12 protein-coding genes, 6 tRNA genes and 1 pseudogene are annotated in these 15,115 nt (G+C 38.0%); 1 reads left to right on the top strand and 18 read right to left on the bottom strand.

Annotated elements, in window-relative coordinates:
• Nucleotides 1-35: 35 nt before the first annotated feature.
• The 5 genes from tuf to AA977_RS05520 form a co-directional block, all read right to left on the bottom strand.
• Entirely contained in the window at nucleotides 36-1,235 is a 1,200-nt protein-coding gene (gene tuf / locus AA977_RS05500) for an elongation factor Tu (protein ID WP_001040580.1), read from the bottom strand.
• Between the two features lie 126 nt (nucleotides 1,236-1,361).
• Nucleotides 1,362-1,436, bottom strand: a tRNA-Thr gene (locus AA977_RS05505).
• A 30-nt stretch (nucleotides 1,437-1,466) separates the two neighbouring features.
• Nucleotides 1,467-1,543: transfer RNA gene (locus tag AA977_RS05510), tRNA-Gly, on the bottom strand.
• Between the two features lie 16 nt (nucleotides 1,544-1,559).
• Nucleotides 1,560-1,644, bottom strand: a tRNA-Tyr gene (locus tag AA977_RS05515).
• A gap of 27 nt (nucleotides 1,645-1,671) precedes the next feature.
• Nucleotides 1,672-1,747: transfer RNA gene (locus AA977_RS05520), tRNA-Thr, on the bottom strand.
• Nucleotides 1,748-1,929: 182 nt separating this feature from the next.
• Here AA977_RS05520 and AA977_RS05525 point away from each other — a divergent pair.
• Complete coding sequence (locus AA977_RS05525) at nucleotides 1,930-3,666, top strand: ABC transporter ATP-binding protein/permease (protein WP_064434879.1); 1,737 nt, start codon at nucleotides 1,930-1,932, stop codon at nucleotides 3,664-3,666.
• Between the two features lie 6 nt (nucleotides 3,667-3,672).
• Here AA977_RS05525 and AA977_RS05530 read toward each other — a convergent pair whose 3' ends face one another.
• From AA977_RS05530 to AA977_RS05590, 13 genes and pseudogenes are all read right to left on the bottom strand, one after another.
• Nucleotides 3,673-4,341 carry an HAD family hydrolase gene (locus tag AA977_RS05530; RefSeq protein WP_064434880.1) on the bottom strand — a complete coding sequence of 223 codons (669 nt, stop codon included), beginning with the start codon at nucleotides 4,339-4,341 and terminating at the stop codon, nucleotides 3,673-3,675.
• 197 nt (nucleotides 4,342-4,538) lie between these two features.
• Nucleotides 4,539-4,625: transfer RNA gene (locus AA977_RS05535), tRNA-Leu, on the bottom strand.
• A gap of 48 nt (nucleotides 4,626-4,673) precedes the next feature.
• A tRNA-Leu gene (locus AA977_RS05540) sits at nucleotides 4,674-4,760 on the bottom strand.
• A gap of 72 nt (nucleotides 4,761-4,832) precedes the next feature.
• Nucleotides 4,833-5,150, bottom strand: a complete 318-nt coding sequence (locus AA977_RS05545; RefSeq protein ID WP_064434881.1) for a F0F1 ATP synthase subunit C — start codon at nucleotides 5,148-5,150, stop codon at nucleotides 4,833-4,835.
• A gap of 131 nt (nucleotides 5,151-5,281) precedes the next feature.
• Nucleotides 5,282-7,348: a polyribonucleotide nucleotidyltransferase gene (locus AA977_RS05550; RefSeq protein WP_064434882.1), complete on the bottom strand. Its 2,067-nt coding sequence runs from the start codon at nucleotides 7,346-7,348 to the stop codon at nucleotides 5,282-5,284.
• A 2-nt stretch (nucleotides 7,349-7,350) separates the two neighbouring features.
• Nucleotides 7,351-8,055, bottom strand: a complete 705-nt coding sequence (locus AA977_RS05555; protein ID WP_021435561.1) for a phosphoribosyltransferase — start codon at nucleotides 8,053-8,055, stop codon at nucleotides 7,351-7,353.
• Between the two features lie 13 nt (nucleotides 8,056-8,068).
• Entirely contained in the window at nucleotides 8,069-10,345 is a 2,277-nt protein-coding gene (locus AA977_RS05560; protein WP_064434883.1) for an LPS-assembly protein LptD, read from the bottom strand.
• A 2-nt stretch (nucleotides 10,346-10,347) separates the two neighbouring features.
• Complete coding sequence (locus tag AA977_RS05565) at nucleotides 10,348-10,827, bottom strand: RDD family protein (protein ID WP_033771997.1); 480 nt, start codon at nucleotides 10,825-10,827, stop codon at nucleotides 10,348-10,350.
• A 39-nt stretch (nucleotides 10,828-10,866) separates the two neighbouring features.
• Nucleotides 10,867-12,141, bottom strand: a complete 1,275-nt coding sequence (purD, locus tag AA977_RS05570) for a phosphoribosylamine--glycine ligase (protein WP_064434884.1) — start codon at nucleotides 12,139-12,141, stop codon at nucleotides 10,867-10,869.
• 369 nt (nucleotides 12,142-12,510) lie between these two features.
• Complete coding sequence (locus AA977_RS07970) at nucleotides 12,511-12,855, bottom strand: hypothetical protein (RefSeq protein ID WP_064434885.1); 345 nt, start codon at nucleotides 12,853-12,855, stop codon at nucleotides 12,511-12,513.
• A 52-nt stretch (nucleotides 12,856-12,907) separates the two neighbouring features.
• Nucleotides 12,908-13,335, bottom strand: a pseudogene (locus tag AA977_RS05580) (hypothetical protein).
• A 423-nt stretch (nucleotides 13,336-13,758) separates the two neighbouring features.
• Nucleotides 13,759-14,445: an ABC transporter ATP-binding protein gene (locus tag AA977_RS05585; RefSeq protein WP_033619608.1), complete on the bottom strand. Its 687-nt coding sequence runs from the start codon at nucleotides 14,443-14,445 to the stop codon at nucleotides 13,759-13,761.
• The gene (locus AA977_RS05590; RefSeq protein WP_064435214.1) at nucleotides 14,439-15,113 is read right to left on the bottom strand and encodes a di-trans,poly-cis-decaprenylcistransferase; all 675 of its coding nucleotides are present in this window, start codon (nucleotides 15,111-15,113) and stop codon (nucleotides 14,439-14,441) included. Before AA977_RS05590 ends, AA977_RS05585 begins: the two co-directional genes overlap by 7 nt.
• Nucleotides 15,114-15,115 lie beyond the last annotated feature (2 nt).

Genomic DNA, 15,115 nt, shown 5'->3' on the forward strand with positions numbered 1-15,115 from the left:
TTTTATGGTAACTCTTTTACTTCTATTGAGCAATATTATTCAATAATATTGCTCACAACGCCAGCACCAACAGTCCTACCGCCTTCACGGATCGCAAATTTTGTCCCTAACTCTAATGCGACAGGGCTAATCAACTCTACAGTGATTTTCACATTATCGCCAGGCATAACCATTTCTACGCCTTCAGGAAGAGTGATAGAGCCGGTCACATCAGTCGTGCGCACATAGAATTGCGGGCGATAGTTAGTGAAGAATGGGGTGTGTCTCCCGCCTTCTTCTTTAGAAAGCACATAAATTTCTCCCTCAAATTTCTTGTGCGGAGTGATAGAACCTGGCTTACACAAAACCATACCGCGCTCTACTTCTTCTTTTTTAGTTCCTCTCAAAAGCACGCCCACATTATCGCCGGCTTCACCTTTTTCTAGCTCTTTTCTAAACATTTCTACACCAGTTACAGTGGTTTTTTGCGTAGCTCTGATACCAACGATTTCCACTTCATCGCCCACTTTCACCACGCCTCTTTCAATCCTGCCTGTTACCACAGTTCCCCTACCCGCAATGGAGAACACATCTTCAACCGGCATTAAGAAAGTTTTTTCAGTGTCTCTTTTTGGAGTAGGGATATAACCATCCACTTCAGCCATGAGTTTAAGCACTTTTTCACCCCATTCACCCACATTGCCAGCTTTTGCTTCTTCTAAAGCTCTTAAAGCTGAACCGGCCACGATAGGAGTGTCATCACCAGGGAATTCATACGCGCTCAACAACTCGCGCACTTCCATTTCCACAAGCTCTAACAACTCTTGGTCATCTACCATGTCTTGTTTGTTTAAGAAAACAACGATGTGAGGCACGCCCACTTGACGAGACAATAAGATATGCTCTCTGGTTTGAGGCATAGGGCCATCAGCTGCAGAAACAACCAAAATTGCTCCGTCCATTTGCGCTGCACCGGTGATCATGTTTTTCACATAGTCAGCGTGTCCTGGGCAATCCACATGCGCATAGTGTCTGTTTTCAGTCTCATATTCAATGTGAGAAGTAGCGATAGTGATCCCTCTTTCTTTTTCTTCAGGGGCGTTATCAATATTGTCATAGTCTTTCATTTCTGCAAGACCTTTCAAAGAAAGCACCGCTGAAATCGCTGCACTCAAAGTCGTTTTACCATGGTCTACATGCCCAATGGTTCCAATATTAACATGCGGCTTAGTTCTATTAAACTTTTCTTTTGCCATTTGTATTTCTCCTTAATTTTTTGAAATGGATTTTTGAATTATACTAAACAAAACCCTAAGTATTCCTAAATGCTACCACAAAATTTAAGACATTTCTGTCTTATCGCCATTCAAGAGATTATAAACTGGAGCCTATAAGCGGAATTGAACCGCCGACCTCTTCCTTACCAAGGAAGTGCTCTGCCTCTGAGCTATATAGGCGTCTCAAAAACTAAAATATTATCCTAAAAATGGAGCGGGAAACGGGACTCGAACCCGCGACCCTCAGCTTGGAAGGCTGATGCTCTAGCCAACTGAGCTATTCCCGCATCTATAAAACAAACATGGTGGTGAGACGTGGATTCGAACCACGGAAGACATAGTCAGCAGATTTACAGTCTGCCCTCGTTGGCCACTTGAGTATCTCACCAAAAATTTTGCAAAATAACATTTTAACTGGAGCTGGCTAAGGGACTTGAACCCCCGACCTGCTGCTTACAAGGCAGCTGCTCTACCAACTGAGCTAAGCCAGCACAAATTAAATAAATCAAAGACTTGGGATTATAGCAGTTTTATGCTTAACTTGTCAAGAAATAGCACTAAAAGGCTCAATCACTCTCACACAACGCTAGAGCATGGTTAAATTTTAGCTATAATCTAGCTCAATTTGGCTTAACATAGCTCAAGCTTATTAGAATTTACGGACACTTAAATTATGGCAAGAAAAAAACATAAAATTCCTACTTTAAAATATTTTTTGCGTTCTTTAAAGCAAATCTATATGCTCATCACTTTCAAGGAAAAAATGGTTTTTTTCCTGCTTGTGTTGATGGCCGTTTTCTCTTCTTTTGTGGAAGTGATGTCCCTTACGCTCCTTATGCCTTTTATCACTCTCGCTTCTGATCCTAACAGGGCTTTAGATGATAAAGATTGGAAAATGGTCTATGATTTTTTCCATTTTTCATCTCCCGTTCGTCTGATGTATTTCTTTAGTTTTTGCTTGGTGGGGATTTATTTGTTCAGGATGTTTTATGGGGTGTCTTTCACCTATTTAAAAGGGCGTTTTTCACACAAAAAAGCTTATCGCATCAAGCAACAACTTTTTTTACAGCACATCAAAAGCAACTACCTCTCCCACCTTAACCATAATTTAGACTCTTTAAGAGACATTATCAACAATAAAGCAGAAAGCATGTTTGCGAGCTTTAACGCTTTTTTGAATTTACTCACTGAATTGACCGTGATCGTTTTTTTCTATTCCACGCTATTAATCACTAACTGGAAGCTAACGCTTGTATTCACTCTAATCATCTCTATACAAATTTTTATTATCACTAAAAAAATCACCGTTCTTATCCAAAAAAAGGGTGAAATAGCGGCAAAATCTAGAGCGCAAACGCTTAAAGTTTTTTCCAAATTTTTCAGCAATTTCAAAATCACTAAACTCAAAGACAACCACGAAGAAGCCCACAAGCTCTTTGGCGAAAATAGCCGTAAAGCCCATGACACTGAGATCATTTATTCCACTTTGCAAGTAGTTCCTAGGTATTCATTAGAAACGGTGGGTTTTAGCTTGTTGATTTTAGCGGTCGCTTACATTTTGTTTAAATACGGCGAAGCTAAAATGGTGCTTCCTACCATTTCTATGTATGCTCTAGCGCTTTATCGCACGCTCCCTTCTGTAACTGGCGTTTTGAATCAATACAATGAAATCGCTTACAACCAGCTTGCGACCAACATTGTTTTTAAAAGCCTTTCTAAAACCATTGAGCAAGAGGATTTAGCCCCTTTAGACTTTCATAAAAAAATCACTCTTAAAAACATTTCTTTCGCTTACAAATCAAAACACCCGGTTTTAGAGGGTTTTAACCTCACCATTCAAAAAGGCCAAAAAGTCGCTCTTATAGGCCATAGCGGGTGCGGGAAATCCACGCTAGCGGATATTATTATGGGGCTTACCTACCCTAAAAGTGGGGAAATTTTCATTGACAACACCCTTTTAACCAAAGAAAATATACGATCATGGCGTAAAAAAATAGGCTATATCCCCCAAAATATTTACCTTTTTGATGGCACTGTGGGGGATAATATCGCTTTTGGGAGTGCTATAGATGAAAAACGCTTGATTAAAGTGTGTAAAATGGCCCACATTTATGATTTTTTATGCGAGCATGAGGGGCTTAAAACCCAAGTGGGCGAAGGGGGTGCTAAGCTTAGCGGCGGTCAAAAACAACGCATAGGCATCGCAAGAGCCTTATACGATAACCCTGAAATTCTGGTTTTAGATGAAGCCACTTCGGCCCTAGACAATGAAACTGAGCGTAAAATCATGGATGAAATCTATCAAATCGCCAAAAATAAAACCCTAATCGTCATCGCCCACCGCTTAAGCACGATTGAACGCTGTGAAGTCATCATTGATATGAGCAAACACAAAGAGCGACTCGGCTGATTGGCTTCACTCTTTAGTAAAGCTTTGCAAATCAAACCCCTTAAAGCTCTCTAAATACTTCCCTTGGTAGCCGTTTTGACCCACTAAATTTTTCAAAACCTCGCTGTTATAGCCTAAAAACGCTACTTCATTAGCTTTAGCGCTTTCATAGTCATTGATGCTATCGCCTATCATTAGCATGCGGCTTGGGTTATAGGCGTATTTTTGAATGATATTAGCAATGATTTTAGGTTTATTGGGCGGGCTCCCTTCAACGCTCTTAAAATACTTGACGATCCCTAAAAACTCGCACAACACTTGCAATTCGCTATGCAAGGCCGCTGAAGCGATATGAAAAGCATGATTTTGATAATGTTTATCAATAAATGCCATCACTTCACTATTCAAATGCCCCCTATCAAAAAGCTTTTGCTCTATAATAGTGCCAAACTCCAAAGCCAATCGCTCCACTTCTTCTTGAGCGATGGGGGTTTTTAAAATCTCGTTATAAAAGTATTGGATCTTTTCATTCCTTGAAATCCCTCCGCTTTGATAATGATAAACTTCAAATTGATTCAAACTCTCTTTATTGTCGTTTCCATGCTTTTGGAACAACGCCTTAAACCCTTCACTTTTTAAATGCATGCTATCAAAAATCACGCCATCAAAATCCCATAGAACCACTTCAAGCGCCATTGACTTCCCCTTTCTTATAGGTTTATTTGGTTTCATTTTACCTTATTTAAGCGATTATTTTTATCATCGTTGGAGTGTTTGGATTGGTTTTGGATATAGGTAATAAAAAATGATCAAAGGTATTTTAAATTTGATAACACTCTATTGGAACAAAACTTAAAAAAAAGAAGAAGCGGATTAAAAAAGATTATCGGTAATGGTGCCGAAGGTCGGACTCGAACCGACACGAGATTGCTCCCACCAGATTTTGAGTCTAGCGTGTCTACCAATTCCACCACTTCGGCGTATCATAAAGTTGGGATTATACCTACTTATTCCTTAAAAAAACTTAATGGTGCACTGGGCGAGACTCGAACTCGCACGAGATTGCTCCCACCACCCCCTCAAGATGGCGTGTCTACCAATTCCACCACCAGTGCTAAAAATTCAAAATAAGACAATATTATAGCTAAATCATGCTTTTTAAGCAATGATTTAGCCCACCAAAACCCTTAACTCAAGAACGGGTTACTATAAATAGCGATAATAGCAAACACTAGAGTATAAATCACTTGCGCTTCAATCATCGCCATAGCCACGAACATGGTTGTGAGCAATTTACCGCCCACTCCTGGGTTTCTCGCTGTGCCTGTAATGGTCGCTGCGGCTGCATTCCCCATACCGATCGCCCCACCAAAAGCGGCAATCCCTAGACCGATCATCGCTCCTAAGATAGAATAAGATTGAACCATACTTATCCCACCCATTCCACCATCATGAGCGAAAGCAACGCCCACTAAAGCCAGAAAAAATAACGCTAAAAATTTCATTTTCGCACTCCGTTTCAAAGATTAAGCTTGATTTTTATTTCGAATCGTTCCTCTACTTTCAAAAACACAAGCAAGGACTTATTTTAATACAAACTAGCTTAAAATCTCTTTTAAAAACGCTCTTTTAAATTTTAAGCCAAATCCAAGGCGATTTTACCCTTATTGAAGCTAATGACCCTGCACCGAATGCTATCGCCTTCTTTTAAAGCCACTTGGCACCTCTCCATGTGTTGCTTTCTTAACAAGCCTTCACCCCCCTTAGGCAAGCTTAAAAACGCCCCAAAATCCACGATTCGTTTCACTTGAGCCTCTAACACCTCATCAATAGCGTATTGCTCCAATTCTTGATCTAAAGAATGCAAATAATTTAAAATAAATTCTTTAGTTTTTAAAACGCGCTCTTTATTCCCCATGATTTTCACTTCACCGCTCGGTTTATTCAAATCAATTTTAACTTCAAACTTTTCCACTATCTCTCTAATCACACGCCCCCCTTGACCAATAATTTCTATAATTTTATCCGGCGCGACATTAAAAGTTTCAGTCATGGGCAAATGAGAAAAATTGATCACAATCTTTTCTTTCGCTTCATGCATGATTTTTAAAATATGTTCTCGCGCTCTTTTGGCTTGGAGTAAGGCCTGGTATAAGATTTCTAATTGGATACCGCTCATTTTGGTATCCATTTGCATGGCCGTAATGCCTTCTAAATTCCCAGCAATCTTAAAGTCCATATCGCCTTCTGCGTCTTCTAAACCGCTAATATCGCTTAAAATGGCGTGATCTTGCCCTTCACTCACCATGCCCATAGCCACCCCAGCGACTAAACCATAGATCTCCACACCGCTTGCATAAAGGGCTAAAGAGCCTGCGCACACGCTCGCCATTGAGCTTGAACCATTGCTTTCTAAAATCTCAGAAACCAATCGTATCACCTGCTCTTTATTTTTAATGCTTGTTTCTAAGGCTCTTTTGGCTAAATTCCCATGCCCTAATTCACGCCTTGAAGTCGCGCCAATAGAATTCGCTTCGCCCACGCAAAAAGGAGGGAAATTGTAATGGAACATGAATCGTTCTTTTATAGGGGTTTTATGCTCCAAACTTTCATGGGTTTGAGCGTCATTATCCGTGCCTAAAACCCCCACGACCAGGCTTTGAGTTTGCCCCCTAGTGAATAAAATAGAGCTATGCGCCATAGGGAGCAAATCACTCTCTATAGAAATGGGTCGCACTTCTTCTAACGCGCGCTTGTCCGGGCGGATTTTATCCTTAATGATCATGCGCCTGATCTCAGTTTTTTTCACTTTTTCTAAAGACCATTCAATTTCTTCTAAACCAAATTCTGAGTGGGCTTCACTGATTTTTCTGGCAATTTCATTGAAAACATTTTCTCGCTCGCTCAAAGCAGAGCTTTCAATGCCTTTAATGATTTCATTAAAATACTGATTTTTTAATAAATCTAACAGCCTTTCATTAAAAACTATCCCTTGACTCTCTTTAAAAAGGAGTTCGTTTTGATAAGGCGTAAAAGTTTCTTCATAAAGCGTGCAAGTTTCTTTCAAACTTTTTTGGGCTAATTCTAAAGCTTCCAACATTAGAGGCTCTTCTAAAGCGTTTAATTGTTGCCCCAAAGAGCGCATTTCTATCATGTTCAAACTCTCTTTAGTGCCGGACACGAACAAATCCAAACTGGATTGATTCAAAAGGCTTGCACTAGGGTTAATGATAAATGCGTTATCAACCCTAGCGATCCTGCAAGCGCTCACGCTTTTAAAAGAAGCCACATGGGATAAAAAAAGAGCGGCTGAAGCGGCGTTCAAGGCAGAAACTTGCAAATCATTTTCAATATCATGGCTTAAAACCATTAAAGTGATTTGCGTAGGGTAGCGGTAGTCTTTAGGGAATAAAGGGCGTAAAGTCCTATCTATGATCCTAGAAGTTAAGATTTCAAAATCTTGCGCTCTGCCTTCTCGTTTGACAAAACCGCCAGGAATCTTACCGGCCGCATAAGATTTTTCTAAAAACTGCACCACTAAAGGCAAAAAATCTTCGCTCACAGGCTCTCTCTCTACACACACGCTCGCTAAAATGATGGTTTTTCCTAAGCGGTATAAAAGAGAGCTAGTGGCTTGCTTGGCCACTTGTTTGAGGGCGAATTCTTCGGTTTTGTTAACAGAATTGATGGTGATAAAATCCATATTTAATGTTCCTTTTTTAAATTGGGCGCATTGTTAGCGCCCAAGTATTTTTCAATTTCTTCATTGCTCAATCGCTTGAGTTCTTTATAATGATGCTCCACAGAGACAAAACATTCAGGGCGATACACGCTAATCACCCCATCGCACAAACTTTCTAAGCCTTGAGCGACATTTTGCGCAAGAATGGGGGTTAAAATATAAATGTCTTGGCATTCTTTTTTCAAGCAAGTTTGCACGCCTAACCCTGCTCTAAACCCGGTTTCAATCCCCCTATCTACGATAAAAATATTTTTATCTTTTAAGCTTTTAATCGCATTGCCTTTGCGATACTGGTAAATGTGAGACAAAATATCTTCTTCATAAGCCCGCTTGGCTTCCCCATAAACATAGTCTAAAGTGATGTCAAAGGAATTAATCAAACTTTCATTCATCACTATATCCATGCTTTCACTCACTAAAGCGATCTCGCATTTTGAGTTTAAGGGAGCTAGGATAGGTTCTAAAAAAAGTATATCATAAGTCGCTCCAAATTTTTGCGCCAAAGCGTGGGCTAAATACAAAGCGTTAAAACTCAAAGCGAGCATGATAGAGTCTTTTAAATCAATGTGGCGCGTGTGGATTTCATTGATCAATTTGTTCAAAGCGTCTTCTTCATTGATAAAATGCATGCTTTCAATATCAGTGATATGGCTAAAATCCGTATTCAAATCTATTCCTTTTTTACTTACGCTGTAAGGAGCGGTAAGTTACATTGGTTTTAGTGATCGGTGAAAAATCTAATTCTAGCTTAACATAGTTATTTTCAAACACTCTTATAGGTTGGTTAGGATCGCCGGTGAGAATAGGGCGTCGTTGGTTGACAAATTTAAAGCCAATCCCAAAACAACGGATTTTTTTGTAAATCCCTACATTCCAGTTTAACACCACATTATTTCTAATATCATAACCCACATCTGCACTCATGGAAAAATAACCAAAGTCGTTGCTAAAACCCGCTTTCAAATAATCCGCAGGATTTTCTACGATGCTATTAATCCCACTGCTAAAATTGTTTTTTAAAAAATAAGAGAGGTTAAAGCTTAAAAATTTGCGTTGGTAATTAGCGTTCACAGAGATTTCTTCTAAGCGGTTTTGATAAAATGAATAAAAGACATTCCCAAAGATATTCAATCCTGTTAAGGGCGAAAACCCGATCTTGCTTTCTAAAGGCATTCTAAAGGGCGAAACTTTATCATCAAGATTGATGAGTTGCGATATTTTAAAATACAACAACTCCTGCCCCCCTAAACCATAAAGGTATTGCGTTAGGGTTAAATCCACTGTCTTATTGCTCGCATTGATAGGTAAAATGCTGTTAGGATTCCACACGGAGTCATACAAACGCCCTTGATAATCATAATCCCTTAATAAAGGCGAAGTGTAGCTGTTTAAGGCTTGCGCGCTCAAAGCATACATGTCTTGAGAAAATAAGCCATTTTTAAAAGTGTAGTAAGGGATGTTAAAAATCGCTTCCAATTGGATCGTGTGGAAAAGTTTGTTGTATTCTCTAGCCAAATCCGTATTGACATACATGGAAAAATTTGACGACACAAAATTCCCAAATTCCCTTGATTCATTAGGAATGCTTGGCACATAAGATCTTTTAGATTGCATTAAAGCCACATTAGACAATTGGAGATCATTCCAAAGCCCTAAGGACAAATACTTTTTAAACAAAGAAAATTGCAAACCCACCGGGACATTCAAAGCGTTTTGCACATAGCCATAGCCAATCTCTCTTGCGGTGTTTCTAAATTGATAATCCACTGAATACAATAAATTTCTAAAATACAAAGAATTTAAATATTTATGGTATTGCAAATTAGGGACAGATTGGAAAGTGCGGTTGTTGTTGATTTTGTTTAAGTTTAAAAAATACTTGATATTCAAGCCGTAGTAATTGTTTTCTGTTTGCAAATAATAATTCGCCCTAGACATGTGCGTGGCGTCAGTGATACGCTTATTGACCTTTTCAAAACGCACATAGTCCAAATCGTTCATGTATAAAAAGTCAATGTAATGCCCGTTGTCAATATTAGACTTAAGATGAAAATATTTCTGTAAAGTGTCCCTACTAGAGCTTAAAAATTCAAAACCATAGATGTTTTGATTCCTCAAATCGTAGCGTTTGACATATGAAGTGTAATTCCTAAAATAACGAGCGTTGAATAAAAACCTATCGTCTTTAGAGTTAATGTAGCGCGCTTCAAAGTTCAAGCCAAAACCCCTTTTATAGCGGATTTGTGGGGTAAAGGTCATATCCCATGAGTTTTTGGGGGCTAAATAAAAGGGTTGCAAATAAATAAACCCGTCCAAGTTGGAAGTGCCAAACTCAGGGTATAAAAACCCGGTAGTTCTTTTATTGCTCGTGGACATGAAAATATAAGGCAAATACAATATAGGAATATCGCCGACATAAATTTTAGGGTTCCACATAGACAGATGCGATTTTTGCATGTTGAATGAGCCAGAAGTCGCATTGACATGCCAAATAGGGTTATCAATGCTACACCCTGAAGCGCTCATGTTTTTAACCTTATATTTTTGATCCTTCCCGCTAGCAATATCCGCGCTCACCCAAATCCCGCTCACGCTATCTTGAACATAAAAGGGGAAAATGATTTCATATTTTTCATTCAAGCTCAATTTCACATAATCGGTTTTAACGAGCAAACCCTCGCCCCTATAAACCCTAATATTGCCCTCTAACAACGCTTCTTTAGTCTTAGTGTCATAGCTCACCTTGTCCGCTAAAATATACACATCATAATTCAATAAGATCGCATTCCCTGAAGCGGTTATCACATTGTCTTTAGCGCTCACTTTATCCGCAAGGATTTCAAAAATCTTATGGTTTTGTTTGTCAAATCGTTGCATAGCGATTTCTTTAGCCTCTAAAACGCTCAATAAAAAAAACACCACCGCATAAAACCAACGAATACAAAACAAACGAATCATGATTAAAACAACACCAAAAGACTTTTGCTTTTTTCTTCATGCCATGCCCTATGATAGGGATTTTTAAACACCACAAACCATAAAAAAGGGCATAAAAAAACCACGATTTTTAACCCTAAACGCTTGCATAACATGGCCCTACTAGGGCAATCCGCCAAATAAATATCAATGATTTTAATCCTAAAAACCAGTTTAGCCAAGCTCATCTTGCACAAACACACAAAAAAGATTTCATAAACGCCATACAAGATAATAAAACCAAGTGCCACAAACACGCCGTAATAAATAGGGTTAGTCAGCCAATACAAAGAATGCAAAAAATCGCACGCGCTTAAAAGATCGCTCAATAAAAACGCCACTAACAAACTATCGGTTAAAAACGCTAAGATGCGCCAATAAAAGGGGCATAGACGCATTTTTTCATGCATAAGGAGTGTTTCTATGATTTCTGTTTCTTCTTTTTCTAAATTTGGGGATCGCATTCAAAACAAACAAGACAAATTTTCATTTGTCTTAAACTTTTAAGAATATTCTTTTAAATCCAACGCCTTAAAACCAATATCCTTGCGATAAAACATGCCTTCAAAATGCACTTTTTGAGCGATTTCATAGGCATTATTTCTGGCTTCCAGTAAGGATTTCCCTTTACCAATGGCAAAGATCACCCTCCCCCCACTGCTTTCAAACACGCCATTATCCTGTTCCACTTCCCCTAAAATCAAATGGCCCTTTTTTTCATCAACCGGATCAATATAAAGGGTTTGTTTGGGCGAAGAGCTAGTGGGGTAATTCCTAGAAACAAGCGCGACACTCATCACAAATTCTTTAGAAAACACCAATTCAAGAGAGTTTAATTCCCCTTTGGCTGTAGCCAAACATAGATCCAAAAGCGAGCTTTCTAAAAGGGGTAAAATCGTCTGGCATTCAATATCTTTAAAACGCACGCCAAAATCCAATAAATACGGCTCTAAAACGCCCTTTTCTTCTATAACCACAATTTCAGCCAATAAAACCCCTTTAAAAGGCGTGTTATTAGCTTGAAGTTTCTCTAAAGTGGGTTTGAAGATGTGATTTTTTATTTTCTCTTCCAATTCATTAGAGAAAAAGTTTGCAGGAGCAATGGCCCCCATACCCCCTGTATTAACCCCATGATCCCCCTCTAATAAGCGCTTGTAGTTTTGGCAAAAGGGCAACAAGATAAAATCATCATTAGCTATGAGCGCTGTAACAGAAAGCTCAAAGCCTTCTAAAAAAGGCTCTATGATCACAGATTCATTGCTGTGTTTGAAAGCGTCTTCAAGGATTTTTAGCGCTTCTTCTTGATGGTGGACAATGCTTGTATTTTTATTCAACGCTTTAATCACTAAGGGGAAAGAAGCGTTTTGGAGATAATTCAAAGCTTCTTTGAGATCGTTTGTTTCAAAGTAAGACACGCTTTTAATGCCGCACTCTTTAACAAAACCTTTCATATAGCTTTTAGAAGTCTCTAATTTAGCCGCTTCTTTAGAAGCCCCAAACACTAAAATGCCCGCTTTTTCTAGCATTTCTGTAAGCCCTAAAGCTAAAAGCTCTTCTTCTGAAATGATGGCTAGATGGATTTGTTTTTTAAGAGCTAATTCCACGATATGCTCGTAATGTTCGCATTCCAGATTCTCGCCTAAATCTTGAGTGCCACCATTACCCAAACAAAAATACAAAGCATTCACTCGTTCGTCTTGCTGAAGCCTTTGAGCCAAAGCATACTCTCGCCCCTTATTCCCCACAATTAAAACATTATAGCTGTTGTTATCTTTCATGTCTTTCCTAAAATGTGGTTGTTTTAAACCCAGATGACCGCTACTTTTACATGTGCATAAGTTCAATAACCTACACTAATAAGGCTAGGAGGATTCTCTTAGGGGCAGATTTAAAAAATGCCATCACACAAAAACCACTACCTTAGCCTAACTTATTTTTTCAACGAACTTGCCATCAATAAGAAACACGAATCATCCAGGCGATGTTTAACAATTATACTTAAATTTTAAAGAAATTCCATGCAAAACGATACAGCATAAAAAACACAATCAAGAGACAGGCAATGAAAGGAGTTATGAGCGTTAAGGTTTCAATTGCGTTCAAATTTCTAATTTTTTGATCTTGATCTTTTAGATAAAATTCAAATTCTAAGGATTTATCTTTTCATTAGGGTTATTGGAGCGATTGGTTTTATCGCATTTAAATGAAAAATTTTTGCCGTCAAACGCTCTAAGGACAAGACCTGATTGTTTGCACAATTCCAATGCTTTGTTAAACTTTTGATTTCTTATCTCTTCCAATTGTTTAATATCCGTATCAAGATAGGCTTCATAGGTTTCTTCTGTCATTATAGTTACTCCAAATGTTAAAATCCTATAGCCTTTATCTTTAAGATAGGTTTTAAGTGCAACAAAGATCGCTAAAGCATAAACACCTAGAAGCGCCAATAACCAAAGAGTTATTTTGCGAGCTATGACTAATGCTTTTTTCACTTCAATACCTAAACACAGGATTATCAAAATAATCAAACATTTTAGTATTGTTTTATGGCTGTGTATTTTGATGATTGGAGTTAAGAATGTTGTTATTTGTAGAGTTTTCTAATGGCTTTTTTGTAGCTGGCTCATCGCACTCAAACAAAAAATTGGTATTATCAAATTTTTTAAGAACACGATTTTGTTGTTTGCAAAATTCTAAAAACTTTTGAAAATTTTCTTGAAATTTTTTTCTTGCTCTTCTTTTTGCCTGCACTCTTCTTTAAGATTGTTTTCTCTTAAAATTTCTGTATGCCACCTTGAGATTTCAGCGTCTCTTTTAACTTCTGCTTCTTTTAATCCAATACCACTAAATTTTTTAAATTTAATACAATTTTTAAGAGATTTAAACAAAGAAAGACATAAAGAGTCTTCCATTTCTAATTCACTCAGTTGCTTGCCAATTTTATACTGAAACCAAATATCAGCGTTACTCATATGCAACTCCTTGAAAAAATTGATTGTATTCTATCCAAACAATAAGACAAAAATTATAGCCATTTATAATTTTAATACCCAATTAAACTCAACATAAACATTTCCCAAAAAATTTTTTCTAAAGTTCTCACCACCAACAAAGCGATAACCCGCAATTAAAATCTTAGGCTTCATCTGCAACAATACAATCTTTAGCAATCAAGCCATCTGTCATGATTAGACATGGTTTTAGATGATAGTAAAACTCATTTTCTTAAAGGAATTGGGGTATTTTGGAATAATTCCCCCAACCAAAAACCCCCTAACCCTAAAGAGCGCTTTTTAAGAAGTTATCCTTTAACTAGCGTCAAACTCTTTTATGATAAAAAATACTTTTAGCATTTCTTAAAAATGTTACCGCTCAATAGGAAAATCCTTACTCATTTATTTCAATTTTTCTTTATACGCCGCTTCCAAACTGCTATACCCTTTTTTTAATTCCCCCACATTCCCAAAAGCCACCACTTTGGCTTCTTTTAAAAAAATCGCGCTATCTAAATACTTTTCCACATCCACCACCAAATGCGTAGAGACTAACAAGCTTGCGTTTTGGCTAAATTCCTTAGCGATTAATTCAAAAATTTCTTCTCTTGCAATAGGGTCAATCCCAGCCACCGGCTCATCAAAAAGATACAAAGAGGCGTTTCGTGATAGGGTTAAAATCAGCTGTAACTTTTCCCTCATGCCTTTTGAAAGGGCTTTGAATTCTCTTTTTAAAGGCACGCTGAAGCGTTTTAGCAAATTCAACGCTTTTAACTCGTCAAAATCGCTAAAAAAATCCTTGTAAAAAGCGATCGCTTTTAAGGGCGTTATTTTAGGGTCTAAAAAATCGCCATCGCTTAAAAACGCCACGCTTTTTTTCGTCTCTATGCCAATATTTTTCCCTAAAATTTTCACTTTTCCCTGATAGTTTAAATTCAATCCGGCTAAAATTTTTAATAAAGTGGTTTTGCCGGCTCCATTAGGGCCTAAAAGCCCTATAAATTGCTGTTTGGGCAGTTTCAAATGGATATTGTCTAACGCTTTCAAGCTCCCATAAGTTTTAGTCAAATTCTCTATTTCTACTAGCATTTTAATTCCCCGAATTTGCGCACTCTTTTATAAAAATCGTTGATGATGTTTTCTAAATCTTTAGGGGTGAAATCAGGCCATAAAATCGGCGTGAAAAACAATTCCGCATAGCTAGACTGCCACAACAAAAAATTAGACAAGCGCATTTCCCCCCCCGTTCGTAACAATAAATCCACTTCCGGTAAATCATGCGTGTCCAAACGATTGGAGATTTCATTTTCTAGGTTTTCTAAAAGCTCTATATTATTATTGGGCGGGTTCTCTAACAAACTTTTAAAAGCCCTTGAAAGCTCGTTTTTAGATCCGTAATTAAGGGCTAAAACTTGCGTAAAATCCTTAAAATGCCTGGTATCGTTTTCAAGCCGTAAAATCGTGTCCCTCAGTTCTTTAGAAAAGCCCTCTAAATCCCCTATCGCCCTGAAGCGTATGTGATTATTCAAATAAGTGGATCGCTCATCTTTAAGGTATTTTTTAAGCATTTTCATTAAAAAATCCACTTCACTTTTAGGGCGTTTCCAATTTTCCGTAGAAAAAGCGTAAAGAGTCAAGCATTCTAATTGATGGTTAGCGCACCATATTGTAATGTCTTTAAGGGTTTTCACACCCTTTTTATGCCCATAAGCCCTAGCTTTATTCTTTAATCTAGCCCACCTGCCATTACCATCCATAA

Origin of the sequence: Helicobacter pylori (genome assembly GCF_001653455.1) — a bacterium.
Taxonomy (GTDB): Bacteria; Campylobacterota; Campylobacteria; order Campylobacterales; family Helicobacteraceae; genus Helicobacter; species Helicobacter pylori_A.